We start from the raw sequence: 23,723 nt of genomic DNA, 5'->3' as shown, positions 1-23,723 counted from the left end.
GGCCAGATTTAAAGTGCCCGCATCTTATGGGGCGCGAAGTTGCAAAATCCATGTGACGCCGCAAAAAGGGTGTGGTAGCCAGTGGTAAAGGATCGAAAATGATCGGCAGGGGGAATTATGATCACGAAACGTCAGTTTATGGCGGGCGCCACGGCGACTGCGGGTGTGGGTGTTGCGGGCGGTGTCCATGCCGCAGACGGGCAGGTAGTTCGGGTACCCATTACCCTATCCAAAGGCGGGCTGCCTTTGGTGCAACTCAAGATCAATAGTCAGGGGCCCTTTACGTTCATGCTCGATACGGGGGCATCGGTCAGCATGATCCGTGAGGATCTGGCGCGGCAGTTGGGCCTGCGTGTGGATGGCAAGGCGGCAACGGGCAGCATCAAGGGAACGGATATCCACAAGGCCTATGCGGCGGGGGAAATTGTCCTTGGGGGGACGTTGCGTGTGGAAAACTGGCGGTTTGCCGGATCGGATGCCTTCACAGAGCGCGAATATGACGGCCTGCTGTCGGCCAATATACTGACCCAGTTACCTTGCCAGCTTGACTATGAAGCCAGAGAAATTCGCTACTATGTCGGCGCGCCTATGGACCTGACGGGGTTCGGAAAACTGAACGGCATCTACAGGTCCGAATATCAGGGGGGCGTAGAAAAGGTCTATGTGCAGATCAAACTGCCGGACGCGGCGCTGAATCTTGCGCTGGATACGGGGGCGACGGGCCCTATAATGGTGTTTGGCGATGTCGTCAGGCGGCATAAGCTGTGGGATAAGTATCCGGTTTATCGTGAGGCTGAGATGACCGGCGCCAATGGCCGCAAACTCAAGGGGCGGCTGGTCAGTATCAAGGATGTGCAGATTGGTGGGATCTGGGTGCCGGACGTGGCCGCCGCCTTGGTCGATCCCGCTGAAAAGGACACTATTCAATCCAAAGACCACTTTCACGGCCTTGTGGGTGCGCCATTCCTTAGAGCCTTCACGGTGGCGTTCACGCCGCAGAAGGCGGTTTATATCAAGCGTAATCAGAATCTGATGGCTATGGCGCCGCCGACGCGTTTGGCCGGGGCTTCTGAGGTTCGGCCTGAATCATCAGCAGATAAACCCGTGCTGGGTTTTGACTACACCAGCAGCCGCCAGATATTGTTTCGGCTGACGGGTAAGGGCGGGCTGCCGGCAATCGCCAGACTGGATACTGGTGCTGAGAGTTCAATCGGTGAGGCATTGGCGGCGCGGCTTGGTCTGTCGGCGACGGGTGGCTATTATCAGGGGGCTCCGCTTTCCATTCACGGCATGTCACTGGAGGCGCTGCGCTTTAAGGTGGCCCATAACCCCAAGAATGGAGCTGTGCTGGGGCTGGATTTTCTGAGGCTTTACCCGTCCTTGCTGGATTTCGCCACTAACAGTCTGGTCTTCTTTAAGAGCGGTGATGTCGATACGGGCGGTTTTGAGCGTCTGGCCGTGACAAAGGCGTCTGACGGGCGGTTGATTGTGGCGGCAAAGCTGATGGGCAAGGATACACAATGCCTGATGCAGACCGGCACGGCCTATGGCCTATGGTTGCCGTCGCAAACGGTACGGGCGCGTAATCTTTGGGATGCCTTTCCCAAGGCCGAGGATCGTCTGGCCTATAGCGACCCGCAGCATTTTGTGAAGACCCGCTTTACAGGCGTAAGTGGTTTTGATCTGGGATCATACCGGATTGATCCCTGTCCGGTGACCTTTTCGGACCCGTCACTTAGCGATGACCTGGATATGGCAGGGGCCGATGCGGTCATGGGCATGGGGCTGCTGCGGCGGTTCAACAGCCTTTATGATCGTGACGGAAATGTCTGGTTTAAAGCGAACAAGTATTTCAATGGGTAGGCGTTAGGATGAGGGCGGCTGCCGTGGCAGCACCATCGTGGCGGGATAAGGATAGCCTTACTTCCTGGGCATGGATGGTGATGTCGGGGTCATCCAGTACGGGCGTGAGGGCTGTGAGAGCCTTATGCATCGTCCACTGATCGTAATCGAGGTGTTTGCCTGCGCCCAGACGCGTGACGCGGCGGGCATTGTCGAACTGATCGGCAAACACGGGCACCACCAGTTGCGCCCGGCCAGAACGCAGGGCCTGAGCGGTGGAGCCTATGCCACCGTGGTGGATAATGGCGCGGCAGCGCGGGAACAGCAGGGAGTGCGGTGCGTAAGATATGGCCAGTATGTCCGGGCCGTGATCTTCGGCAAGGAGCGGGCTGTCCGCACCGACCAGCAGCACGGCGCGGGCATTAAGGTGGCGCGTGACCTCTATGGCGGTTCGGTAAAACGCTCCGCCGCCCGTGACGACCGCGCTGCCCAAGCCAAAGACGAGCGGGGCAGGGCCGCTGCTTAAAAAACGTGTTAATTCAGGCGACAATTGCGGCTCATGGCCATCTTCGCTGTCGTAAAATGGAAACCCGCAGATTTGGGTATTGGGCGGAAAATCAGGCTCGATCTGTCCAAACAGAGGATCATAAAGCGCCAGAGTCTGGTGATCCGATAATATGCCGCCCAGACTTATGTGGGGTTCCAGACCGAATTTTTTATAGATGCGCTGGATGCTGGATTGCGTGGAGGCCATAAAGGCTTCGCCCGCACGAATGATCAGGCGGTTGTAATGGCGTTGCCAGGCTTGGGTGGGATTGAAGATGAACGGAGCTTTTTTGACCTTAGGCGGGTCATAAACTGACATCATAACCGTAGGCTGCAAGGCGATGACCGTAAACGGTTTGCGCGCCAGTTGCGCCGGTATATGTGCGCCATAAGCAAAGGAGGAACCAACCACCGCATCGGCGTCGGCCACGAGCGGTTTTAGGGCGTCCACTGACGCTTCAAGGTAGGGCGCAATCAGGCGTTTGATCATAAAGCCGTGGTCGCGGGTCAGGCGGTGGATGATGGCTTCGGGGGCCATGCGCAGGTCGCGGGTATAGGTTTCGCGACTGGCACCATAATCGAAAAAGGTAAGGCCTGCCGCTTCGACTTTTTGCTGGTAGTCGGGATGTGAGGCCAGCACGACCTCCGCGCCCTGCGCTTTCAGCGCCAGCCCAAGCGCCATAAACGGGTGAAGATCGCCCAAGCTTCCGTGAGTGGCCAGGACAATCTTCATGGGCGTTTATTCCACCCCGGCCGCGCCGACCTGACGCGGGCTGAACTTAGGCGCAGGCGCCAGTCGCATGACTTCATTCTGGTAGCGGTCATTATCGGGCTTGCCGTGGGCGTCGCCAAGTAATAGCGGCAGGGACTTGACGCAGGCGCGGTTGAGATCATCAACCCACGCCATATCCGATTTGCCGAAATCGGACAGCACCCAGTTATGAACCATAGACTTGTCGCCGGGATGGCCGATACCCATGCGGGCGCGCACAAAATTGGGTCCCAGATGTCCCATGATCGAGCGCAGGCCATTGTGACCGGCATGGCCGCCGCCCAGTTTCATGCGGAACCGTCCGGGTGCCAGATCCAATTCATCGTGAAACACGATAATATGCTCAGGCTTGATCTTATAAAACGAGGCGGCTTCCAGCACGGCATTGCCGGACAGGTTCATATAGGTCTGCGGCTTAAGGCACAGGACTTTTTTGAGACCGGCTGCGGTCTCAACCTGCCCTTCGCTGGACAGCGATTGAAAGCGCTTTTTCGCAAGGCCAAACCCGCCGTTATCGACCAAGGCGTCGATAAACATGAAGCCGATATTATGGCGGTTTTTTTCGTATTTATCGCCCGGATTGCCGAGGCCGACCAGCAGGAACACGTACATCTCCCAAAGAATAAGGCCTTGTTCTTAAGCTAGAACAAGGCCTCAATCAATTTCAATGCTAAAGTCGGAAAACTTTAAGCTTCGGTGGTCGCTTCGTCTGCACCCATGCCGCCAGTTGCAGCAACCGTCGCGATCACGAAATCGCGGTCAACGGTCGGGGAAACACCTTCGGGCAGCTTCACAGCCGAAACGCGGACAGTGTCGCCGATTTCAAGGCCGGTCAGGTCGAAAACCAGATCTTCTGGGATGTGGTCAGCCGGGGCCCACAGTTCAACTTCGTGACGCACGACGTTGAGCGTACCGCCCTTTTTCAGGCCGGGCGACAGTTCGTGGTTGATAAAGTGAGCCACGACGTTGATCTTGATCTTTTGGTGCTCATCGACGCGGTAAAGGTCGAAGTGTACCGGAACGTCGGTGACCGGATGGAAGTCGATCGCCTTGGCGATAACTTTTTGGGTCTCAGTGCCATGCTTAAGCGTGACAAGGTGACCCGCCAGCTTGCCGGTATAAAGCGCCTTACGGAACTCATTCAGGCTGACGGCGATCGGCACAGGGGCCTTGTCACCACCATAAAGAACGCCAGGCAGCTTACCGGCATTGCGGGCAGCACGGGCGCCACCGGTGCCGGTGCGCTCACGAACTTCAACGTCTAAAACGATCTCGGCCATAAGCCACTTCCTCAAACAAAATGCGCCGTACACAGCGTAAGCCTGCGGCGTGGGTGAATACCCGAAATTCCAAAGAGGCCGGTTGATACACGCATTGTCCTGAATACGCAACCGTCAAGCCGGGCAAAAAATGCAATTTTCGGCGTCATATGACGGCTTTTTAAGGCACGTATATAGCAAAAGGGCCTGAAAAACATCAAATGCACTTCAGGCCCGAATTGAATTCGACGGATAAGAATCGATCAGGACGTCTTCTTTTTCGTGGCTGTCTTTTTAGCCGGAGCCTTCTTGGCCGGAGCCGGCTTTATATAGGGCTTGGCGTTGACGTATTTCAGCTTTTCAGTGCCATCAGCATTGAACTCAACAGTGCGCTTTGGCGCCAGATCAAGCGCATTGGACGACACCTGACCGATGCATTGGCCGGTATCCATAAGGATGTGCTGACCAATGCAGAAGACATCTTCAAAGTGTGGCTTGGCAACGGCGAGGCACTGATAAAGGTTGAGCTTGGCCATGTTCAGGCAGGTCGGGCCATCACGTTCATCGAGCAGCATGGAGATATTGGCCTCATTGGCACCGGCGCCTTCGCCCAGAATAGCCAGAGCGGCGATTGCCAGTCCGCGGTTGACGGTGGCCGTATAGGGGGCGTCAAACATGTTCGCGGGCAGGGTGACGCCCGGTTGAAGATCGGATGTCGTCAGTTTTTGCGCGACGATCGGGTCTTGCTGTCCCGTTGAGGTCGCGGCAATAGTAGCGGCCTGATCGGTGGAATAGGCCGCCGACGTGGCTTGGGTTACCATGCCTTGACCGGTCAGTGCCGCGACCAGAAGTTGGTTCGATTGATCGGCAGCGACCGGATGGGCGGTTGTGGAATTGATCTTGGCTTGTGACAGGCGCACGTCACGGGTCTTGATGAACTCGCGCGACCATTGCTGTTTCTGGATGTCATAGGCCGCCTGCTTGACGCGCGCACCGGCCTTATAGACGCTTTCGCCGTGGCTGGACAGAGCCAGGATCACCCGGCGGGCCGCGATATTGGCGCCCGGAATATTGGCCGCTGCCGCCGGGTTTGACATTATATTGTTTATCAGTTGCGCGCGGCTTTCAGGATTGGCGGCATAGGCGCGCAGCTCCGAGCGGAAACTGGGTTCCTGCATGGCCACGATGGCGGCATAGGCAACCGCCCCGCGAGCCAATTGCTTGGGCTCATAGGCGGCACCTTGCTGAAGCTTGGTCTGAATAACGTCGGCAGTGGCGAAATCAGGGGTCATTTCGCGCGCGGTTTTCACATATTCTAAATAGACGGAGGCGGCGTCCGACACGACCGGAGACAAAGCAACCGGCGGACCGGCCGGAGCTGGCGGCGGGGGCGGAGGTGGTGGCGGGGCTTCCGTGGCGCAACTGGCCAGAGCCAGAGCGAACATCGATACCAATACGCCTTTATAAACAACCGTCTTCATAACAACTCCCCTTAAATACTCTCAGGCGCGGTGGGTATGCGCACATGCCGCTATGACTGCAGGTCGCCTGTCTGGGCGTTCACTGTGCGCAATTTTCCGCGACTGTATAGCCTATTTCCTTGCCGATTTATTACATCAGGCAAAAAAAGCGCCGAAATTATGGCCCATTGCAAGGCGGGGGAGAATTGTGATTTCGGAACTATCCGAACCGTTGAAAATCAGTCGAACAGTTTCGAGACAGATTCTTCGTTGGCTATGCGGCGGATGGCTTCGCCGATCAGCGGGGCCACGCCGACGATGCGGATTTTCGGGTGATTGCGGATAACTTCGGGGACTTCGATAGAGTCGGTTATCACCAGTTCTTTGAGGACCGATTTATCGACGCGGTTGAGCGCTTCGCCCGATAGGACACCGTGGCTGATATAGGCTGACACCGATTTGGCGCCTTGTTCGACCAGAGCTTTGGCGGCGTTTACCAGCGTGCCGCCGGAGTCAACGATATCGTCGAACAGGATACAGTCGCGGCCTTCGACTTCACCGATGATGTTCATGACTTCGGATTCACCGGCGCGCGGACGGCGCTTATCAACGATGGCCAGATCACCGCCCAGACGGTCAGCCAGAGCGCGGGCGCGCACCACGCCGCCAACGTCAGGCGAGACAATCATAATGTCAGCCGCGTTGCTGTATTGATCCTTGATGTCGCGGGCCATGAACGGGATGGCCACAAGGTTATCGGTCGGGATGTCGAAAAAGCCCTGAATCTGACCGGCGTGTAGGTCCATTGTCAAAACCCGGTGGGCTCCGGCGCGGGTGATCAGGTTTGCGACCAACTTGGCTGAAATCGGGGTGCGGCCGCCGACTTTGCGATCCTGACGGGCGTAACCAAAGTAAGGAATGACCGCCGTGATCCGCTTGGCCGAGGCGCGGGTAAGCGCATCGATGCAGATCAGAAGCTCCATCAGGTTGTCATTGGCCGGAAAGCTGGTCGACTGAATGACAAAGACGTCTTCGCCGCGCACGTTTTCGTCGATGGTGACGAAGATTTCGTTGTCCGCAAACCGTTGGACCCGCGCCTTGGTCAGCGGCATGTCGAGATAGGTGCCGATATTCTGGGCAAGGCTGCGGTTGGAATTGGCGGAGAGGAGTTTCATGTCTTTAGGCCTGGGTTGGAGCAAACCGAAGGATGTGCGCTTAAGGCACAGGAATTTATGCGGCTTTTAGCAGGAGAAACCACAGGGACAAGGAGATTCGTCGTAAATATGTAAATTTATGAACGGCGTGGCAGGGTTGCGCCGTTTCAGACTATTCCGGCCTTAGCATAATGGCTGAAATCAACCGCCCATAGTCGCTTTTTCCAGTTTTAAAGGCGCGACGGTTGGAAAAGAACAATTCCCCTTGCGCGCAGGTATCATGGCCGGTTGAGGCCGTCATGGTGACGCCAGCACTCTTAAGCCGCATCAGGCAGTAACCGGGCAAATCGAAAAAGCGTTTATCAGGGCTGTGACCCGGAATGAAAAAGGCCGGACTGTCGGGATCGGTTTGAGCAAAGGTGGCTTCATAATCGGCGCTGACTTCATAGGAGGCCTGCTGAATACATGGGCCGACCACGCAGCGGATGTGACGCAGATCAGCGCCTTCTGCCAGCATAGCGGTGAGCGTGGCCTCGATAATGCCGCCGAGCGCGCCTTTCCAGCCGGCATGGGCCGAAGCGACCACCCGGTTGATCGGGTCGGCAAATAATAGCGGCGCGCAATCCGCCGACAACGCTCCCAATACCAGTCCGGCCTTACCGGTGACTAGTCCGTCCGCTTCGGGGCGGGCATCAAGAGCAAGCGGCATGTTTACCGTCAAAGCGATAGCCGAGTGCACCTGATAGCAGGTCAGGAGGTGGCTGTCGTCGCGGTCGAAACTGGCGGCGACACGACGGCGGTTTTCACTCACGTCATCCTGATCATCTTTTGAGCCCAGCCCTATGTTGAGGCTGTCATACGGTGCTTTTGACACCCCGCCCAGACGGGTGAAAAAGCCATGCTGGATATTAGGCAAATCCAATAACGGATGCAGGATGCGGGGCGGAAGCGTGGAGATCATGGGATCAGTCTAGGCTTTCAGTAAGGGCGTTTCAAGCGCGGGCAGGTTAAGGTCTTTGGAAAAGCTTAAACCCAGCACCTTGAACAGTTCGCCCATATGCTCCGGCGCGATCAGGCGTTCAACCTGACGCGACAGCACATCCGCGCGGTCGGGGTTTTTAGCGCTTAAGGCCTCAAGGCGTGCACCTATGCCCAGTCTTTGCAGGAAAACCGATTGTGTCGTGATTTCGCTAACGGTGACACCCGCTGCGCGCGCGGTGGCAGCGACGGACGGAAAATCGGCCCACACGGTTAGGTCATGCGCGCCAGGTGCCTCCAGCGGACTGAATTTCTGATGGCGATATAGGGCTTGTAAGGTATCGCCTGAGCCCGGCATATCGCGGCCATAGTCGATCAGCAGAGCGGCGCCGGTCGCTGTTTTTAGTTTATCCGACAGGATTTGCGCCATCAGCCTCTGGGTGGGGGAGATTTCATAAATCTGCCCCTCTTCGTCATTCGGCGGCGGCCTAAAATCAGCAGGCGCGTCGCTGAGGCCAAAGATCAGTTCACCGTTGTCGTCAAGCCCCACGCGCCGTTCATGCCATTTGCCATCACGCCGGATAAACTGACGGGCAGGCAGGCAATCCAGAACCTCATTGGCAATGATAATGAGGGGCGCGTCGTCGGGCATGTCGGCGATATCATTCAGGTATGCGGCGTTCGGCACCTTGGCCGACTGCAAATCGCGCAGAGGTGCGGACGGTTCAACCAGCACCACCTTAGCTGCCGTCAGAAACGCTGGAACCACGCGTCCGGCGCGCAGAATATCGCTGATCAATGTGCCATTGCCGGGGCCAATTTCGACCAGATTAAACCGCGCGGGCGATCCCAAATCCTGCCAAACCTGAACGCACCAAAGGCCGATCAGTTCGCCGAATACCTGCGATATCATGGGCGCGGTGATGAAGTCGCCGTCTGCACCCAGTGCCGGTCGGGTCGAATAATAACCGTCCTTTGGATCAAGCAGGCAGCGCCACATATAATCAGCGACGGTCATCGGCCCGTCCTGAGCGATGTCGCGTTTCAGCCGGTCTTTCAGAGACATCAGGTCGTTTCGTCCTCAGTCTTAGTTTGGGTTTTACCCGATAGCGCGCGCCAGATCAGCCAGCCCCCAATAATCACCATGATCAGCGACAGGCTCTGGCCCATGGTGATGACGTTCTTGAAAAACGGCAGCATCTGCTCATCCGGCTCACGAAACATCTCAACTATGGTGCGGAAAATGCCGTAGCCCGCCACAAATACCCCCATGATCAGTCCGGGGCGTTTCAGTTGCTTATAGATATAGGCCAGAACAAAGGCGACGGCGAACAGTACCAGCCCTTCCAGCACCGCCTCATAAAGCTGCGACGGATGGCGTGGCAATGGGCCGGCGGGACAATATCCATAGGCTTCAAGCACATGCTTATTACAAAACACCATGCCCCAGGGCGCATCGGTCGCGCGGCCCCACAGTTCGGCATTGATGAAATTGGCCACCCGGCCCAGAAACAGACCAATCGGCGCCGCACAAGCCAGTAAATCACCGACGCTGTAGGCATTGAGCTTATATTTACGGGCAAACAATATGCCTGCCACGGCTACACCCGTGATGCCGCCGTGGAAGGACATGCCGCCTTCCCAGACCTTGAGCGCCTGAATGGGGTTAGCCAGCACCGGCCCCAGATCATAGAATAGTATATAGCCGATCCGGCCGCCTAGAATAATCCCGACAAACAGCCACAGGATCAGATCTTCGAGTTGTTCGCGCGTAATCGGGGCGCGGTCATGGGGCCACAAGACCTCTTTTTTCAGCAGTCTGGCGGCATACATCCAGCCAAACAGCACCCCGCCTACATAGGCCAGCGCATACCATCTGATGGCAACGGGGCCGATCTGCAAAAGTACGGGATCGAAATCGGGTAAAACTAAAGGCACAGGGCTCATGACAGGGCGCGCTTTCGTGACATATCCAAAAGTCCGTTTAGCAAGATCGCATCGAATCGTCGCGCTTAAATGAAGAATCATGAAAAATGTTTGTGAAAGTGTACTATATGGCGTCTGACCCTGTTGTACCCCCCCTTGAGGAGACGGCTATGCAAACCAAAAATCCCTTCATGGACGAATTTGCCAAAATGACCACCAATGCCATGTCCTTGGCGCAGGCGGCAGGCGAAGAGGCCAAGTCCGCGTTCCGGGCTCAGGCTGACAAATGGGTGGCCGACATGGATCTGGTGCGTCGCGATGAATACGAAGCGCTGGCGGCGCAGGTCGCAGAACTACGTGCCGAACTGGCAACGCTCAAAGCTGCCAAAAAACCAGCCGCTAAAAAAGACGAAAGCGGCCCGGCCGCGTAATTGCCAAGCCTTTTTTGACCCATTTGGGTAAGACTTGCGCATAGTGACGGCAATATAGAGATAAAAGACGATATCATGGATCAGCCTCTGGCTTTTGACAGCGATTTCAGCCTCGACCCGCTGGAGATGGTGGAAACCATCCTCACCGATGAGGGGCTGAATTTTGAACGCACCAAAGACGGTGAACTGACCTTTATGTTGTCGGGTGACTGGAAAAGCTATGACATGTGGTTTGTCTGGCGCCCCGAAGGTGAGTGCCTGCAACTGTGTTGTGGCCTGGATATCGGCTTTAAACCGGAGCATGTGACTGGGCTTTATGAGTTGTTATCGCTGGTCAATCAGCGGGTCTGGTTCGGGCATTTTGAAATTTACCGCGAGCCGGGCATGGATGACGGCGAACCGGTCAATGATATTGTGTTTCGCCATACTTTGGCGTTCACCACGCTGGATAAGCCCTCGGCCGTGCAGACCGCGCATATGATCAATTCAGCGGCGGATGCCGTTGACCGGTTTTTCCCGGCGTTTGATTTTTACCTCAAAGGGGCGCGCTCACCGATGGCGGCTTTAGAGGCCTGCCTGTTTGAGACTGTCGGCGAAGCGTAAGAAGAGATTAGCATATGTCTTTCACCCCCATTCTTCTGGTTGGCGCAGGCGCGCTGGGGTCATCCATTCTCAAAGGGTTTCGTCGTCAGGGCCATGTGTCGCCGTCTGACGTGATGATTCTGGATCTCAAGCCGCAGGACGAAGCGCAGGCCTACGCCGCTGATGGGGCGAAGCTCAATCCGCCACCCGAAGTCTGGGCGCAGGCCAAAACAATTATCGTCGCCGTCAAGCCGCAGAGCTGGCGCGAGATGGCCAAGATTTTCGAGGGCAACCTGAACCCTGACGCGGTGCTGATTTCGGTTATGGCCGGGGTGAAAACGGCGGACCTGTCAGAAGTCTTTGCCCCGATTAAGGTGGCGCGTGTCATGCCCACAACCGGCGTGGCAACAGGTAAGGGCGTGGCCAGCATATATGCCGCCGATGCGTCAGCACTTGAGGCGGCCCGGTTTGTATTTGAACCCATCGCGGCGACGGCGATATTAAGCGACGAAGGTCTGATTGACTCGGCCACGGCCGTGTCGGGTTCAGGGCCCGCCTATGTTTATGCCTTTGCGCGAGCGCTTGAGAAGGCCGCATTAAGTGTGAACCTGATGCCTGCTGATGCCCGGACCCTGGCGCGGGCCACCCTGATCAGCGCGGCGCGCCTGCTGGATGAAACGGGTGAAGAGCCCGACGATCTGATCCGCAAGGTGGCGTCTCCCGGCGGGACGACCGAGGCGGGTTTGAAGGTATTGTGTGCAGACGGCGGGCTTGATGACCTGATCAAGGCGACGGTTGAGGCGGCTTTCAAGCGCTCGCGCGAACTGGGCTAAACCGCTGACAGGCCAAATAGAAATTCGTGGAAGGCCAGCATCACGAAATAGATGGATGCCGCAAACAGGAATTTGACCAAGCCTATCTCTTCCGGAATGAACGGCGTACGCCCGGTCATCATGGCGGCGAACGGTATGATCGAGGTGCGCTTTTTGATCATCCGGTACGTATCGCCCATCAGCGCCAGACGTTTATTGTCGATGCTGTTGGCCCCCAGCACGCACAGGGCCAGCAGCGATCCGAAAAATATCCATGCCGCCAGATTACCATTGCAGGCCATGTGGGTCAGCGCCCATAAGCCAATACCTGACAAAATCGGATGACGGGATACGCGAATGATGCCGTAGACCGGTTTGTCGCTGAGGTGTTTCAGGGCGGCCATGCCCGTAGGGCTTTTACTCATGAAGCCGATGATGATCAGTTGAAAAGCGACGAAATTGGTCACGAGCGCCAAGGCTTTCAGCAGCACCGGTGCCTGCCAGATGCGCAGGTTCAACGGATCAGCCATCGCCATGGCATAGGCGTGCATCATCCACGCCAGACCGGCCAGAGAAAACAACGAAAACAGGATGTAATAGGCCGTCGGGCCGATGGCGCTGATGATTTGCAGCTTAAGCACCGTTCCGGAGATCATCAGGTGGATACACAGAAAAAAAGCGCAGGCCAGCGCGAGGGTCCACATACCGGTCTCCATCAACAGTCACTGTGATGACTATCACGACTGTTTGCCATCAAACAAGGGTTGCTGACGGCATTGATAACCGCAGGCTGCCGGGTGCGTTGTTTAAGAGACGCCCGAACTCAAAGCCACTTATGGCCGCATATCGACATAAGGGATGATGGGGGCATTGAGCAAGTCAATATCATCCTTTTTGGGCGTGGCTTTTGGTGGTTCAGGCTTTGACGGCTCGCCCGGTGCCGGAAAGGGCTTATGCGCCTCTGGCGGTGGTGCGGGCGGTGTCGGTGAGGGGGCCTGTGGCGGTTCTGTAGCTGCGGCCTTTACCTCAAGCTCATCCTTGGGGCGGCGGATAATCGCCTCGACATGATAAAACCAGCGGCGAGCCGTTTCCATCGCGCCCCGCGGGCCTTCGGCGCGGGCGGTCAGATTATCGTTGGGGTCCCACAGCACCAGTTCAAAGTCCGGACGGGCCGGATCATCAAAAATCAGGCGCATGGTCACGCGGGTCACCTGCGGCGCGATATCATCCAGCATCTTGTGCGGGCCGGAGCGCAGGACACGCGCCACGACCTTGGAATCGACAAATATCTCAATCCCCATCAGTTCGCGTATCGGATAGATGCGGGTGGGCACCTTACCAAATTCGCGCACAATGATAACGCGGTTGAGATTATAGGCGATGGCGCAGGCCGCACGCCTGACCGGTTCCAACGCCTGAACATCGGCGCGGGTGCCTTCCAAAGCTTCGTTAAGTTCGTCTTCGAGTTTTTTAGGCTGCTCGACGCGCGAATTCCAAACACGGTAAAGGATCAGCAGAATCGCGATGCCTGCTGCCGATAAAATTATCAATGTCGGAAGAAACCGTTCCAACCCGTCCACCCCAAAGAATTGCCGCGCATATTAACCATGAATTATATCAGCCGGTAAGGGGGCAGTGAAAGACTTTGTTGAATCCGCGTCATATTTAATCGTCTGCCGTGTCGTCTGCGTCATGATCTTCGCCTGCGGGGCGAGCGCGCACCGTCGCGGGCCGTTTGATGACGGCATCGACATGCGACAACCACTTACGTCCCAGACGCACCGCATCGGCTGCCGTCTTGGGGTGGACTGGATTTGGGGACATCTGCCCAAACAATTCGACTTCAAATTCCGGCGTCTCAATGTCGTCAAACATCAGCCGCAAGATAACCCGACTGGCATTGGGGTAGGTTTCATCCATCACCCGGCGGGTTTCGCCTTTTTGCGTGCGGGCAACGATTTTTTCATCGACGATCAATTCAGCGCCGTCAATTTCATCAAAGGTGAACACCAGACCTTGTTTGCCACTGTCCCACAGTACCGCCATGTCGCCAGCGCTGAAATCAAGGCCGGCGGCTTTTTGTCCGCCCAGATCATAGACAATAGCATCGGCAGGTTTGCCCAAGGCCCTTAACAGGCCACGGGTTAACCTGCGGCTGGATTCAAACCACCATAAAACCACGGATGACACGATAAGCAAGCCAATCCCGGCCAGCAAAAACCATAACAGTACCCGCAGAGTTTCATCCATATCAGGAATCAGCCTTTCAGCCTGAGTTTAAGCTCAATCAGAGGTTAAACTCAACGCTGACCGGCACATGGTCGGAGGCTTTGGCGTTTTCGGTCGCAAATCCGCGCGTGGCTTTGTGGATGGTGAACGCCGATAGCTTATCCGCAGCCTGCGGTGACATAAGGTGATGGTCGATGCGGATGCCTTCGTTCTTTTGCCAGGCACCGGCCTGATAATCCCAGAAGGTGTAACGATTGTCGGCGGGGGGCATAAGGTCGAACGCATCGCTGTACCCTAGGTTTTTAAAGCGCCGGAACGCGGCTCTGACCTCAGTCTGAAACAGGGCGTCATCCATCCAAACGGCCGGATTATAGCAATCAACAGGTTCCGGTATGATGTTGTAATCGCCGGATAAAATCGTGCGTTCTTCAAGTGCCAGCAATTGCGTGGCGCGGGCCATAAGCCGCTCGATCCAGCGCAGTTTATAGCTGTACTTCTCCGTGCCAATCGGATTGCCGTTGGGCAGGTAGATGGAGGTGACGCGAAACGGGTGAGGGGCGTCAACGACGGCCTCCAGATACCGGGCCTGCTCGTCTTCATCTTCGCCTTTGAGGCCCTTGGTGATGTCGGACAGCGGATATTTCGACAGGATAGCCACACCGTTATAGGTCTTTTGGCCATGAACGGCGATGTTGTAACCCAGAGCTTCAAAGGCCTCATAGGGGAACTTTTCGTCGATGCACTTCAGTTCCTGAAGCGAACAGACATCGGGACGTTCCTCTCGGAACCAGTTGAGAATGACCTCTAACCGGGCATTGACAGAGTTGACGTTCCAGGTCGAAATTTTCATGAAATGATCTGTTTTATATCGAAAAGGACACGCCGCACCCGCAGGATGACTTGGCATTGGGGTTGAGGATTTTGAACTGGGAACCGACCAGTTCCTCAACATAGTCAATGATTGACCCGCTTAATAAGGGGGCAGAGACATCATCAACCAGTGCGCGGGCCCCGTTATAGCCGATGACGCTGTCGCCATCTTCGGCCGCGTCAACCAGATCCAGTTGGTACTGAAACCCAGAGCAGCCACCGCCTTCGACGGCGACCCTCAGCAGGATTTCGTGACCGGCCTGCGCAGATAAAGCGTTGATATGGCGCGCGGCGGCGGCGGACAAAGATATGGAATTAGACGTGCTCATAGCCCCTATATAGTCGGATTTGGCGTAAAGTTCAGCCGTCGATTAAATTTTTTAGGTAAAGTTTTTCGGAAATTAGCCATTCGTTTGAGGTTTAGGCTAATATAGGCGATGAACCTGTTTGAAATATATGGATAAAGCCCGACGTGCCCCCATACACACCTCTGTCGCCCTACGCTGAAAATTCCGCCAAAAGCCTTGGCCGTCTTTATACCGAGGACGAAAGCTCCACCCGCACGCCCTTTGCGCGCGACCGGGACCGCATCATTCACTGCACGGCCTTTCGCCGTCTGAAGGGCAAGACGCAGGTTTTTGTGGCGAATGAGGGCGATTACTTCCGCACGCGTCTGACCCATTCGCTGGAGGTGGCGCAGATTGCCCGCTCACTGGCCTTGTCGCTGAATGTCGAGCAGGATCTGGCGGAAACCGTGGCTCTGGCCCATGATCTGGGTCATCCGCCGTTTGGCCATGCCGGTGAGGATGAACTGCATAAGTGTATGGAGCCGTGGGGCGGTTTTGATCACAATGTGCAGACCTTCCGTGTGGTTACAAAGCTGGAGCATCGCTATCCGGCGTTTGAGGGCCTGAACCTGACCTGGGAAACCCTGGAGGGGATCATAAAGCATAACGGCCCGTCGGTGCATCTGCTGTCGCGCCCAAGCTGGAAGGCCGTCAAGGATTTCAATGATATCTATGACTTACGCATGGATACTTATGCGTCGATTGAAGCCCAAATCGCCGCTATTGCCGATGATATCGCCTACAATAATCACGATGTTGATGATGGCCTTAAGGCCGGGTTGTTCACTATTGATGACCTGCGCGATATTCCTCTGATCGGCCCGGCCCTGGCATCGACTGAAAAAGACTGGCCGGATATCGACGACCGGATGCTGCGTCTGGAAGGGGTTAGGCGCATGATCGGGGCCATGATCCGCGACGTTACCGAAGAAACACAGCGCCGGTTAGAGGCTGACGGTATCGAAACGGCAGAAGATGTGCGCAAGGCCACGCGTCAGATGGTGGCGTTTTCCGGGACCATCATGGAAGGCTTGGCGCGGCTTAGGGCGTTTTTGTATGCGCGTATGTATAAGCACCATCACCTTAACCGCACGCGCTCACACGCCAAGCGCATCCTCAATCAGATGTTCTACCTCTATATGGAGGAGCAGGATGTGTTGCCGGATGAGTGGTATCAGTTGGTGTGCTCAAAGGATACCGAGGCGGGGCGGGCACGGGTCATTTGCGACTATATTGCGGGCATGACGGATTCGTTTGCCATCGAAGAGCATCGCAAGCTGTTCTCGTTTACATGAGGCTCGCATGAATAGCATAGGGTTGTTTTAGGCCACAGGGCGGAACAAAACATGCCCGTGCGGCGAATCAGCACTGGATTTTCGCCATAGAGATGCCAAAATGAGGTCTCAGTTTAGGATGATTCCCGCGCTGGCGGGAAAGGCCGGAACTATGCCAGGTCATAGCCGAATCATTGCATGGCGCTGATCGGCTTGATATGGCCCCAAATATCGCTCCCCTGGGATGCACCACAGGATCTGACGTTTATGGTTGATAAGGATCGCGGCACTTACACGCCGCCCACAGAAGACAATTTGAGCTATGAAGCGCGTCAGGGCGGGAGCGGCGGACGTCCGCAGACTCCGATCACCCTGATCGCCAGCGGTATTGTGCTGGTGGTGCTGCTGCTGGCGGTGGTCATGTTCTATAATTCCGGCCTCAATAGCCGCAAAGACATGGCTGAGATTGGCGAGTCCCTTTCGAATTACAAAGATAACCGCATCGAAGATGCCCGTCCGCTGACGGATGAGGATCTGCTTGATCCGGTAGCCCCCGATGCTGAGCCAAAGTTTGCGCCGGGCACCGAAGAGCCGATGGCGCGCGCCGAGGCGTCGGCAACTGTATCTGAGGCACCACCGCCGGCGCAAATCCGCACCGGGCCCATCCCCAGCAATACGATGGATACGCCAGCGGCACCTGCCGCTACGCCGGCTGTCCCGGCTGAAGTCGTGGCACCCGTCGCCCGGATTGAGACACCGAAACCCGTGGTGGCTGGTGCCGGGGCCGCGGTTCAGATTGGCGCCTTCACCTCACGCGATATCGCCGATAAGCAATATGCGGCGCTGGCTTCCAGCTACGGCATGTTTGTGTCGGGTACCTCGAAAGCCGTTGAAAAGGTCGAGCGTGACGGCGCTACGCTGTATCGGACGTCGTTCACGGGCTTTCCGACCAAAGACAAGGCTAAGGCATTTTGCGACGCGCTGAAATCGGCAGGTAAGTCCTGCTTCGTAAAGTAAGGCTGTACTGTGGTCAAAGCTTGCATACTGGGTTGTTCCGGCCTTGAACTGACGCATCGGGAAGCTGAGTTTTTCCGGCGGGAGCGTCCGCTGGGCTTTATCCTGTTCGGCCGCAATATTGACAATCCGCAACAGGTCAAACGACTGATCGCTGACCTTAAATCCAGCGCAGGGCATGCTGATGTGCTGATGCTGATCGATCAGGAAGGCGGGCGGGTTCAGCGGCTGAAACCGCCGCATTGGCCGCTCTATCCGGCCGTGGGCACATTCGCCCGCGTCAGCAACGATATTTATGAACAGCGTGAGTTGGTCCGTCTGAGCGCAAGGCTTATGGCAGCTGATCTTTATGAACTTGGTATCAATGTTGATTGTGCGCCGGTGCTGGATGTACCTTTACCGGGCGGGCATGATATAGTGGGCGATCGGGCCTATGGATTTGACGCCGAGACGGTCGCCGTTATGGGCCGTGCGTCCTGCGAAGGGTTGCTGGCGGGCGGGGTCTTGCCAGTGATCAAGCACATGCCCGGACATGGCCGTGCCGTGGCCGACAGTCATCATGCTCTGCCGGTAGTGACGGCGACGCGACCGGAATTGGAAGCCATAGATTTCCTGCCTTTTGAGGTGAACGCCGATATGCCGCTGGGGATGACGGCGCATATTGTCTATGATGCCTATGAACGCAAACATCCGGCGACGACATCACGCAAAATGGTTCGTCTGATCCGCCAAAAAATCGGTTTTGATGGCCTGCTTCTGACCGATGACCTGTCGATGAATGCGCTGAGCGGGTCAATGGCGGATCGCGTCAAGGCTGCCCGCGCCGCTGGCTGTGATGTCATGCTGCATTGTAATGGCAAGATGGAGGAGATGGAGGCCGTGGTCGCCCATAGCCCCCGGTTACGCGGGACGGCGCAAAAGCGGTTTGAGGCCGCGTGGGCGCGTCTGAATAAACGGATTGAGCCTGTCAATATTGATGAAGCGCGTCTGCGTCTTCAACAAGCTTTGTCGCGTATCGATAAGTCGTCCCCACGGCGTACCGATCCGACCGAAGCCTTCGCGGACACGTCGCTTGCGGCCATGCGCGAACTGGGCGGCGTGTAGGCAAAGGTGGCCCCCAAACTTTCAAAAGACGATATACTGGCTCAGACTCTGGAAAATGAGGTTTTTCAGCATCGTCTGGATTTCGACAATGGTCGGGCTGACAATGCGCCAGATATCGAAGCCGATGACGCACTGGTGCTCGATCTTGAGGGTTACGAAGGCCCGCTGCATGTCCTGCTGGAACTGGCGCGCCAACAAAAGGTCGATCTGCTTAAAATCTCGATCACAACGCTTGCTGAGCAATATCTGAAATTTATTCAGGAGGCGCGGCGTCTTCGGTTTTCGCTGGCGGCGGATTATCTGGTGATGGCGTCCTGGCTGGCCTACCTCAAATCGCGGTTGCTGCTGCCCAAGACTGAGCGCAAAGCCACCGATGAGCCGCCGCCCGAAGAACTGGCGGCCGCGCTGGCGTTTCGCCTGCAAAAACTGAATGCCATCAGAAAGGCCGTTGAGGCCATTCAGGGACGCCCTCAGTTGAAGCGTGATGTCTTTGCCCGCGGTGATCCGCAGGCGCTGGTGATTGTGCCGTCGTCACGTATCGAGGCGTCGATCTTTGATCTGATGACGGCCTATGTGACGCAACGCCGCAAGGAAATCGATCGGCATTACGATCCGACCCGACGCACCGAAGCCTACCAACTGGAGGAAGCGCGGGATCATCTGCGTGATATTTTGCCGGAACTGACCCAGTGGACAACGCTGGATAGCGTAGCCCCTGTGCCGGTCGGAGAACACGGACCGAAACGGCCTTCCTATCTGGCCTCAACGCTTGCGGCCTCGCTCGAACTGACCAAGGAGGGGGCCTTGTCACTGCAACAGCTTGGTGTTTTTGAGCCGCTTTATCTGCGTGTACGACAAGCTTCGGAGGAGGTCGCCCATGATACATGAGGAAACAGAGCGCGCCGTCGAAGCGCTGTTGTTTGCGGCGGCGGGGCCATTATCCGCTGCCGATCTGGCGCGTCGTTTGCCCGAAGGGGCGGAGGTGGGTAAGGCTCTGGCCGCCCTCAAAGCGCACTATGCCGGGCGCGGGGTCGTGCTCGATATCGTCGCGGATAAGTGGCAGTTCCGCACGGCGATCGACCTGTCCTACCTGATGATTGAGGAGCGCGAGGAGCCGCGCAAACTATCAAAAGCGGCGCTGGAAACGCTGGCCATTATCGCCTACCATCAGCCGGTGACGCGGGCGGAGATTGAGACTGTGCGCGGCGTTGGCCTGTCGCGCGGGACGCTGGATGTGCTGCATGAGCTTAATCTTATCAAGCTTCGTGGGCGCAGACGTTCACCCGGACGGCCGGTGACCTATGGCACAACCGAGGCGTTCCTTGAACAGTTTTCGCTACCGAGCCTGGCCGATCTGCCCGGAGCGTCGGAAATGCGGGCGGCGGGTCTGCTGGATCTTAATGTGCCCTCAGACTTTTTCGTGCCCGATCCGTCTGGCACAAAAGCGGTCGAAGATCCTCTGACGATCGAGGAACTGGAGCAACCGGAGTTCCATCAGGACTTTTTTGAGTTTGAAGAGGATAAACCCTGACAGTGGGGAAATGGCCAATCTATTGAAAAGGGATGATGGCCCAATTTCCGCTTTGATGTTAGGATAAAGACTGACTATATGGGGTAAAGTCTGATCCGAAAATTTTCCGGATCGTGTGAAGGAGATGTAACATGGGATCGTTCAGCATCTGGCACATTGCCATTGTTGCGGTTGTGGCGCTGATCCTGTTCGGCGGCAAGGGTAAGCTGTCGGGCATCATGGGTGACGCTGCCAAGGGCATCAAGGCGTTCAAGGACGGCCTGAAAGATGAGCCGGACTCAAAGGACACCACGGTCGCCGCGTCCGAAAAGAAAGACGAAAACAAGGCTGCCTAAGCCTTGGTTTATGTATTGCCGTCAGGCCCCCGCTCAAGGTGCGGGCGGCCTGATTGTGTGTTTTTATGCCTGTATGATGAGGGCCTGAATTAATGTTGCCCGGTATTGGGGCTTCCGAGCTCATAGTCATTGCCGTCGTGGCCCTGATCGTTGTCGGGCCGAAAGACCTCCCCAAAATGTTGCGTCAGCTTGGCCGGTTTGTGGGCAAGATGCGCGCTATGGCGGATGAATTTCGCACCAGTTTTGAGGACATGGCGCGTCAATCAGAGTTAGATGACCTGCGCAAAGAGGTCGAAGCCCTGCGGTCGGGAAAATCCCTGTCGCCGATTATCGATGACATCGATTCTGAGATGAAGTCGGTGCAGGCGGATATCGACAACACCATCCATAGCCCGTCGCGCGCCCTTAGCAGCGAAGCCTATGGCGCGGATGTCCCGTCGCCCGATGCGGCTGATGCTGACCATCTTGAAACCCTGACCACGGCGAACGTACGTGAAAACCCGGCGCCTAAGCCGCGCCGTGCCAAAAAGGCGGTTGAACCTGTGGCCGCCGATGCCGCGCCTAAACCCAGAAAGCCCCGCGCCAAAAAGGTGACCCAAAAGGTGACGAGTGAGTAATTCCGATAGCCAATTGGTCGTTCAGGACACTGACCCGGATGAGGTCGAAATGGAGGCGTCGCGCGCGCCGCTGATGGAGCATCTGGTCGAATTGCGCACCCGTCTGATCTGGATGGTGGTGGCGTTTGCGGCGGCGTTCATCGTCTGTTTTGCGCTGGCGACCCCGATCTATATGTTCCTGCTGCATCCGTTTGAAATGGCGGGGCGACTACTGGCGGCGGAAAAGGAATCCGGCGGCCATCCGGCGGGGATGTTCGATCTGGTGGGCGTGCTGCTGGGCCTCAAAGACATGCCACTCGGCGCCAGCAAGTTGGGGCTGATCTTCACCGCCCCGCTGGAGTTTTTCTTCACCAAGATGAAGATGGCCGGATTTGGCGCGATTATCCTCAGTTTCCCGATTCTGGCCTATCAGGTTTACCGCTTTGTGGCGCCTGGGCTTTATAAGCGTGAGCGGGCGGCGTTTTTGCCGTTCCTGATTGCGGCACCGGCTCTGTTCATTCTGGGTATGGCGCTGGTATATTACATCATCCTGCCGATGGTGTTGTGGTTCTCTTTAAGTCAGCAAATCATTGGCGACGGCGGGGTTTCAGTGCAACTTGTCCCCAAGGTGTCGGACTATCTGTCGCTGGTGACCACCCTGATGCTGGCGTTTGGGCTGTGTTTCCAGTTGCCGGTGGTGCTGACGCTGTTGGGCCTGTCGGGGATGGTTACGGCGGAAATGCTGCGGGCCGGCAGGCGTTATGCGATCATGGGCATTGTGGTGGTGGCCGCGGTCGTGACCCCGCCCGATCCGATTTCGCAGCTTATGCTGGCCGTGCCGATTGTGCTGCTTTACGAAATCTCGATCTGGTGCGTGCGGGCGATTGAGTTGCGCCGCAAGGACGAGGGATAAGGTAACCCACTCTGAATTTTTGCAAAATTCAGCTCCCCCTGCCTCAGGGGGAGTTCTCTTTGCGTGCGACTTACTTTAAAGGAAGCGCTTTCCTTATCCTCCCTTGCGTAGCGGGGGAGGTGGCTGCGGCGATTTGAGCCGCAGACGGAGGGGCATTTTACACGGCTGAGGACAGACCATGCACGATATCAAGGCTTTGCGCGAAACACCTGAGATTTATGTCAAGGGCTGGTCATCCCGCGGGCGTGAAACCGCGCAGTCCGATGTCGATCAGGCGCTGACGCTAGACAAAGACCTGCGCGCCGCTAAGACGGCGTTTGAGACCAATCAGGCCCAGTTGAAAAAGCTGTCGGGTGAGATCGGTAAGGCTAAGGCTCAGAAGGATGAAGCCAGAGCGGCTGAATTGATGGTCGAAGTCGAGGGCTTAAAAGGCGCGATTGCTGAGGCACAAGAGCAGGAACGCGCCAAGGGCGAGGCGCTGAAAGACCTGATGGCATCGCTGCCGAACCTGCCGTTTGAGGACGTGCCGCAAGGTGAAGACGAAGCGGGCAATATAGAGCTCCGCAAACACGGTGCGCCGAATATACTGCCGTTCGCGGCTAAGGATCATGCCGATCTGGGCGAAGCGCTCAAAGGCCCTGCCGGGGCGATGATGGACTTTGAAGCCGCCGCCAAGATCAGCGGATCGCGCTTTGTAGTGCTGAAAGGTCAACTGGCGCGACTGGAACGCGCAATCGGCCAATGGATGCTGGACGTTCAGACCGCTGAGCACGGTTATCTGGAGGTCAATCCACCGGTGCTGGTCAAGGATCATGCGCTGTTTGGCACAGGGCAATTGCCGAAGTTTGAAGAGGATTTGTTCAAAGCAACCAGCACTGATTTTGATGCTATTTCCTTCGATGCGAAACGTACTGCCAATATGACTGCGCCAGCACGTCAGGCGGAATTGGATAGAATCGCGGATGACTTAATTCAGCAGCAAGTTGGTGAGCAGGCTTATTATGAGGCTATGAGAGCTGCTATCGAAGAATTTGCCAACCAAACGGTTGAGGCGGAGCGTGATGGTTTCATCGAACGGCTGAAATCAGGTCAGTTTGCTGATACTCGCTACCTGATCCCCACCGCCGAGGTGTCGCTGACCAACCTTGTCCGTGAGGCCATCACGTCCGAGGAAGAACTACCCTTGCGGCTGACGGCGTTGACCAACTGTTTCCGCGCTGAGGCCGGATCGGCGGGGCGTGATACCAAGGGCATGATCCGTCAGCATCAGTTCCAGAAGGTTGAACTGGTCTCGATCACCACGCCGGAACAGTCTGCCGCCGAGCATGACCGCATGACCGACTGTGCCGAAACCATCCTGAAAAAGCTGGGTTTAAGCTTCCGCACCATGTTGCTGTGTACCGGCGATATGGGCTTTGGGGCGCGCAAGACCTATGACCTTGAGGTATGGCTGCCGTCGCAAAATACCTATCGTGAAATCTCAAGCTGCTCGAACTGCGGGGATTTTCAGGCGCGGCGCATGGATGCCCGTATCCGTAAGGCCGGCGAAAAAGGCACGCGCTTTGCCCATACGCTCAACGGGTCGGGGTTGGCGGTCGGGCGCACTCTGGTGGCCATTATGGAAAACTATCAGGACGAGGGCGGCCGGATTGCCATTCCGGATGTGCTGCAGCCCTATATGGGTGGTTTGACGCATATAGGGTAAAAGATACCCCTCCGTCTGGCCTTCGGCCATCCACCTCCCCACG

The 23,723-nt window shown here is 56.6% G+C and carries 26 protein-coding genes; 13 read left to right on the top strand and 13 right to left on the bottom strand.

The genetic code is table 11. The features are described 5' to 3' along the window. Positions 1–117 precede the first annotated feature (117 nt). Positions 118–1,863: an aspartyl protease family protein gene (locus tag OVA03_RS04065; protein ID WP_267526898.1), complete on the top strand. Its 1,746-nt coding sequence runs from the start codon at positions 118–120 to the stop codon at positions 1,861–1,863. On the opposite strand, the gene OVA03_RS04060 is transcribed toward OVA03_RS04065, so the two are convergent. The 8 genes from OVA03_RS04060 to lgt form a co-directional block, all read right to left on the bottom strand. Continuing rightward, on the bottom strand, positions 1,853–3,121 hold the full coding sequence (locus tag OVA03_RS04060; protein WP_267526897.1) for a glycosyltransferase: 1,269 nt from the start codon (positions 3,119–3,121) through the stop codon (positions 1,853–1,855). The genes OVA03_RS04065 and OVA03_RS04060 overlap by 11 nt on opposite strands. Positions 3,122–3,127: 6 nt before the next feature. Then, positions 3,128–3,766 (bottom strand): aminoacyl-tRNA hydrolase, encoded by a 639-nt coding sequence (pth, locus tag OVA03_RS04055; protein WP_267526896.1) that lies wholly within the window; start codon positions 3,764–3,766, stop codon positions 3,128–3,130. A gap of 80 nt (positions 3,767–3,846) precedes the next feature. Next, the gene (locus tag OVA03_RS04050; RefSeq protein ID WP_267526895.1) at positions 3,847–4,440 is read right to left on the bottom strand and encodes a 50S ribosomal protein L25/general stress protein Ctc; all 594 of its coding nucleotides are present in this window, start codon (positions 4,438–4,440) and stop codon (positions 3,847–3,849) included. Between the two features lie 242 nt (positions 4,441–4,682). Next, the gene (locus OVA03_RS04045; protein WP_267526894.1) at positions 4,683–5,900 is read right to left on the bottom strand and encodes a hypothetical protein; all 1,218 of its coding nucleotides are present in this window, start codon (positions 5,898–5,900) and stop codon (positions 4,683–4,685) included. 218 nt (positions 5,901–6,118) lie between these two features. Continuing rightward, positions 6,119–7,054, bottom strand: a complete 936-nt coding sequence (locus tag OVA03_RS04040; RefSeq protein WP_267526893.1) for a ribose-phosphate pyrophosphokinase — start codon at positions 7,052–7,054, stop codon at positions 6,119–6,121. A 151-nt stretch (positions 7,055–7,205) separates the two neighbouring features. Beyond that, positions 7,206–7,994, bottom strand: a complete 789-nt coding sequence (gene pgeF / locus OVA03_RS04035) for a peptidoglycan editing factor PgeF (protein WP_267526892.1) — start codon at positions 7,992–7,994, stop codon at positions 7,206–7,208. Between the two features lie 9 nt (positions 7,995–8,003). After that, complete coding sequence (locus tag OVA03_RS04030) at positions 8,004–9,077, bottom strand: class I SAM-dependent methyltransferase (protein ID WP_267526891.1); 1,074 nt, start codon at positions 9,075–9,077, stop codon at positions 8,004–8,006. Further along, positions 9,077–9,958, bottom strand: coding sequence for a prolipoprotein diacylglyceryl transferase (lgt, locus tag OVA03_RS04025; protein WP_267526890.1), 882 nt, complete (start codon positions 9,956–9,958; stop codon positions 9,077–9,079). Before lgt ends, OVA03_RS04030 begins: the two co-directional genes overlap by 1 nt. 149 nt (positions 9,959–10,107) lie before the next feature. On the opposite strand from lgt, the gene OVA03_RS04020 reads away from it, so the two are divergent. From OVA03_RS04020 to proC, 3 genes are all read left to right on the top strand, one after another. Then, on the top strand, positions 10,108–10,368 hold the full coding sequence (locus OVA03_RS04020) for an accessory factor UbiK family protein (RefSeq protein ID WP_267526889.1): 261 nt from the start codon (positions 10,108–10,110) through the stop codon (positions 10,366–10,368). 75 nt (positions 10,369–10,443) lie between these two features. Continuing rightward, positions 10,444–10,971, top strand: coding sequence for a YbjN domain-containing protein (locus OVA03_RS04015; protein ID WP_267526888.1), 528 nt, complete (start codon positions 10,444–10,446; stop codon positions 10,969–10,971). A gap of 14 nt (positions 10,972–10,985) precedes the next feature. Next, a complete protein-coding gene (proC, locus tag OVA03_RS04010) occupies positions 10,986–11,783 on the top strand; it encodes a pyrroline-5-carboxylate reductase (RefSeq protein WP_267526887.1) in 798 nt (265 codons plus the stop codon). Here proC and OVA03_RS04005 read toward each other — a convergent pair. From OVA03_RS04005 to OVA03_RS03985, 5 genes are all read right to left on the bottom strand, one after another. After that, positions 11,780–12,466 carry an NnrU family protein gene (locus OVA03_RS04005; RefSeq protein WP_267526886.1) on the bottom strand — a complete coding sequence of 229 codons (687 nt, stop codon included), beginning with the start codon at positions 12,464–12,466 and terminating at the stop codon, positions 11,780–11,782. The genes proC and OVA03_RS04005 overlap by 4 nt on opposite strands. Before the next feature lie 129 nt (positions 12,467–12,595). Then, positions 12,596–13,333: a hypothetical protein gene (locus tag OVA03_RS04000; protein ID WP_267526885.1), complete on the bottom strand. Its 738-nt coding sequence runs from the start codon at positions 13,331–13,333 to the stop codon at positions 12,596–12,598. Between the two features lie 94 nt (positions 13,334–13,427). Beyond that, positions 13,428–14,012 carry a hypothetical protein gene (locus OVA03_RS03995; RefSeq protein ID WP_267526884.1) on the bottom strand — a complete coding sequence of 195 codons (585 nt, stop codon included), beginning with the start codon at positions 14,010–14,012 and terminating at the stop codon, positions 13,428–13,430. A gap of 37 nt (positions 14,013–14,049) precedes the next feature. After that, on the bottom strand, positions 14,050–14,841 hold the full coding sequence (locus OVA03_RS03990) for an exodeoxyribonuclease III (protein ID WP_267526883.1): 792 nt from the start codon (positions 14,839–14,841) through the stop codon (positions 14,050–14,052). 13 nt (positions 14,842–14,854) lie between these two features. Beyond that, entirely contained in the window at positions 14,855–15,190 is a 336-nt protein-coding gene (locus OVA03_RS03985) for a HesB/IscA family protein (RefSeq protein ID WP_267526882.1), read from the bottom strand. Between the two features lie 143 nt (positions 15,191–15,333). On the opposite strand from OVA03_RS03985, the gene OVA03_RS03980 reads away from it, so the two are divergent. From OVA03_RS03980 to serS, 9 genes are all read left to right on the top strand, one after another. Then, positions 15,334–16,503 carry a deoxyguanosinetriphosphate triphosphohydrolase gene (locus OVA03_RS03980; protein WP_267526881.1) on the top strand — a complete coding sequence of 390 codons (1,170 nt, stop codon included), beginning with the start codon at positions 15,334–15,336 and terminating at the stop codon, positions 16,501–16,503. A gap of 246 nt (positions 16,504–16,749) precedes the next feature. Next, entirely contained in the window at positions 16,750–17,499 is a 750-nt protein-coding gene (locus tag OVA03_RS03975) for an SPOR domain-containing protein (protein WP_267526880.1), read from the top strand. Between the two features lie 9 nt (positions 17,500–17,508). After that, positions 17,509–18,600: a beta-N-acetylhexosaminidase gene (gene nagZ, locus OVA03_RS03970; RefSeq protein WP_267526879.1), complete on the top strand. Its 1,092-nt coding sequence runs from the start codon at positions 17,509–17,511 to the stop codon at positions 18,598–18,600. Positions 18,601–18,606: 6 nt separating this feature from the next. Then, positions 18,607–19,488 (top strand): segregation and condensation protein A, encoded by an 882-nt coding sequence (locus OVA03_RS03965; protein WP_420710474.1) that lies wholly within the window; start codon positions 18,607–18,609, stop codon positions 19,486–19,488. Beyond that, positions 19,478–20,131, top strand: a complete 654-nt coding sequence (gene scpB, locus OVA03_RS03960; protein ID WP_267526878.1) for an SMC-Scp complex subunit ScpB — start codon at positions 19,478–19,480, stop codon at positions 20,129–20,131. The genes OVA03_RS03965 and scpB overlap by 11 nt, the downstream gene beginning before the upstream one ends. 131 nt (positions 20,132–20,262) lie before the next feature. Continuing rightward, positions 20,263–20,466: a twin-arginine translocase TatA/TatE family subunit gene (gene tatA / locus OVA03_RS03955; protein ID WP_189486785.1), complete on the top strand. Its 204-nt coding sequence runs from the start codon at positions 20,263–20,265 to the stop codon at positions 20,464–20,466. Between the two features lie 92 nt (positions 20,467–20,558). Beyond that, on the top strand, positions 20,559–21,083 hold the full coding sequence (gene tatB / locus OVA03_RS03950) for a Sec-independent protein translocase protein TatB (RefSeq protein WP_267526877.1): 525 nt from the start codon (positions 20,559–20,561) through the stop codon (positions 21,081–21,083). Positions 21,084–21,132: 49 nt separating this feature from the next. Further along, positions 21,133–21,975: a twin-arginine translocase subunit TatC gene (gene tatC / locus OVA03_RS03945; protein ID WP_267527672.1), complete on the top strand. Its 843-nt coding sequence runs from the start codon at positions 21,133–21,135 to the stop codon at positions 21,973–21,975. 178 nt (positions 21,976–22,153) lie between these two features. Continuing rightward, positions 22,154–23,680, top strand: coding sequence for a serine--tRNA ligase (gene serS / locus OVA03_RS03940; RefSeq protein ID WP_267526876.1), 1,527 nt, complete (start codon positions 22,154–22,156; stop codon positions 23,678–23,680). The last annotated feature ends 43 nt before the right edge of the window (positions 23,681–23,723 follow it).

Origin of the sequence: Asticcacaulis sp. SL142, assembly GCF_026625745.1 — a bacterium.
Taxonomy (GTDB): Bacteria; Pseudomonadota; Alphaproteobacteria; order Caulobacterales; family Caulobacteraceae; genus Asticcacaulis.
The sequence above is the reverse complement of the archived record's forward strand: the minus strand, read 5'-3'. Positions and strand labels throughout refer to the sequence as shown.

What these genes read in the sequence shown, in the direction of transcription:
- OVA03_RS04065 (WP_267526898.1), top strand. Translation starts at nt 118, where the DNA reads ATGATCACGAAACGTCAGTTTATGGCGGGCGCCACGGCGACTGCGGGT.
- OVA03_RS04060 (WP_267526897.1), bottom strand. Translation starts at nt 3,121, where the DNA reads ATGAAGATTGTCCTGGCCACTCACGGAAGCTTGGGCGATCTTCACCCG.
- OVA03_RS04050 (WP_267526895.1), bottom strand. Translation starts at nt 4,440, where the DNA reads ATGGCCGAGATCGTTTTAGACGTTGAAGTTCGTGAGCGCACCGGCACC.
- OVA03_RS04045 (WP_267526894.1), bottom strand. Translation starts at nt 5,900, where the DNA reads ATGAAGACGGTTGTTTATAAAGGCGTATTGGTATCGATGTTCGCTCTG.
- OVA03_RS04040 (WP_267526893.1), bottom strand. Translation starts at nt 7,054, where the DNA reads ATGAAACTCCTCTCCGCCAATTCCAACCGCAGCCTTGCCCAGAATATC.
- pgeF (WP_267526892.1), bottom strand. Translation starts at nt 7,994, where the DNA reads ATGATCTCCACGCTTCCGCCCCGCATCCTGCATCCGTTATTGGATTTG.
- OVA03_RS04030 (WP_267526891.1), bottom strand. Translation starts at nt 9,077, where the DNA reads ATGTCTCTGAAAGACCGGCTGAAACGCGACATCGCTCAGGACGGGCCG.
- lgt (WP_267526890.1), bottom strand. Translation starts at nt 9,958, where the DNA reads ATGAGCCCTGTGCCTTTAGTTTTACCCGATTTCGATCCCGTACTTTTG.
- OVA03_RS04020 (WP_267526889.1), top strand. Translation starts at nt 10,108, where the DNA reads ATGCAAACCAAAAATCCCTTCATGGACGAATTTGCCAAAATGACCACC.
- OVA03_RS04015 (WP_267526888.1), top strand. Translation starts at nt 10,444, where the DNA reads ATGGATCAGCCTCTGGCTTTTGACAGCGATTTCAGCCTCGACCCGCTG.
- proC (WP_267526887.1), top strand. Translation starts at nt 10,986, where the DNA reads ATGTCTTTCACCCCCATTCTTCTGGTTGGCGCAGGCGCGCTGGGGTCA.
- OVA03_RS04005 (WP_267526886.1), bottom strand. Translation starts at nt 12,466, where the DNA reads ATGTGGACCCTCGCGCTGGCCTGCGCTTTTTTTCTGTGTATCCACCTG.
- OVA03_RS03995 (WP_267526884.1), bottom strand. Translation starts at nt 14,012, where the DNA reads ATGGATGAAACTCTGCGGGTACTGTTATGGTTTTTGCTGGCCGGGATT.
- OVA03_RS03990 (WP_267526883.1), bottom strand. Translation starts at nt 14,841, where the DNA reads ATGAAAATTTCGACCTGGAACGTCAACTCTGTCAATGCCCGGTTAGAG.
- OVA03_RS03985 (WP_267526882.1), bottom strand. Translation starts at nt 15,190, where the DNA reads ATGAGCACGTCTAATTCCATATCTTTGTCCGCCGCCGCCGCGCGCCAT.
- OVA03_RS03975 (WP_267526880.1), top strand. Translation starts at nt 16,750, where the DNA reads ATGGTTGATAAGGATCGCGGCACTTACACGCCGCCCACAGAAGACAAT.
- scpB (WP_267526878.1), top strand. Translation starts at nt 19,478, where the DNA reads ATGATACATGAGGAAACAGAGCGCGCCGTCGAAGCGCTGTTGTTTGCG.
- tatA (WP_189486785.1), top strand. Translation starts at nt 20,263, where the DNA reads ATGGGATCGTTCAGCATCTGGCACATTGCCATTGTTGCGGTTGTGGCG.
- tatB (WP_267526877.1), top strand. Translation starts at nt 20,559, where the DNA reads ATGTTGCCCGGTATTGGGGCTTCCGAGCTCATAGTCATTGCCGTCGTG.
- tatC (WP_267527672.1), top strand. Translation starts at nt 21,133, where the DNA reads ATGGAGGCGTCGCGCGCGCCGCTGATGGAGCATCTGGTCGAATTGCGC.
- serS (WP_267526876.1), top strand. Translation starts at nt 22,154, where the DNA reads ATGCACGATATCAAGGCTTTGCGCGAAACACCTGAGATTTATGTCAAG.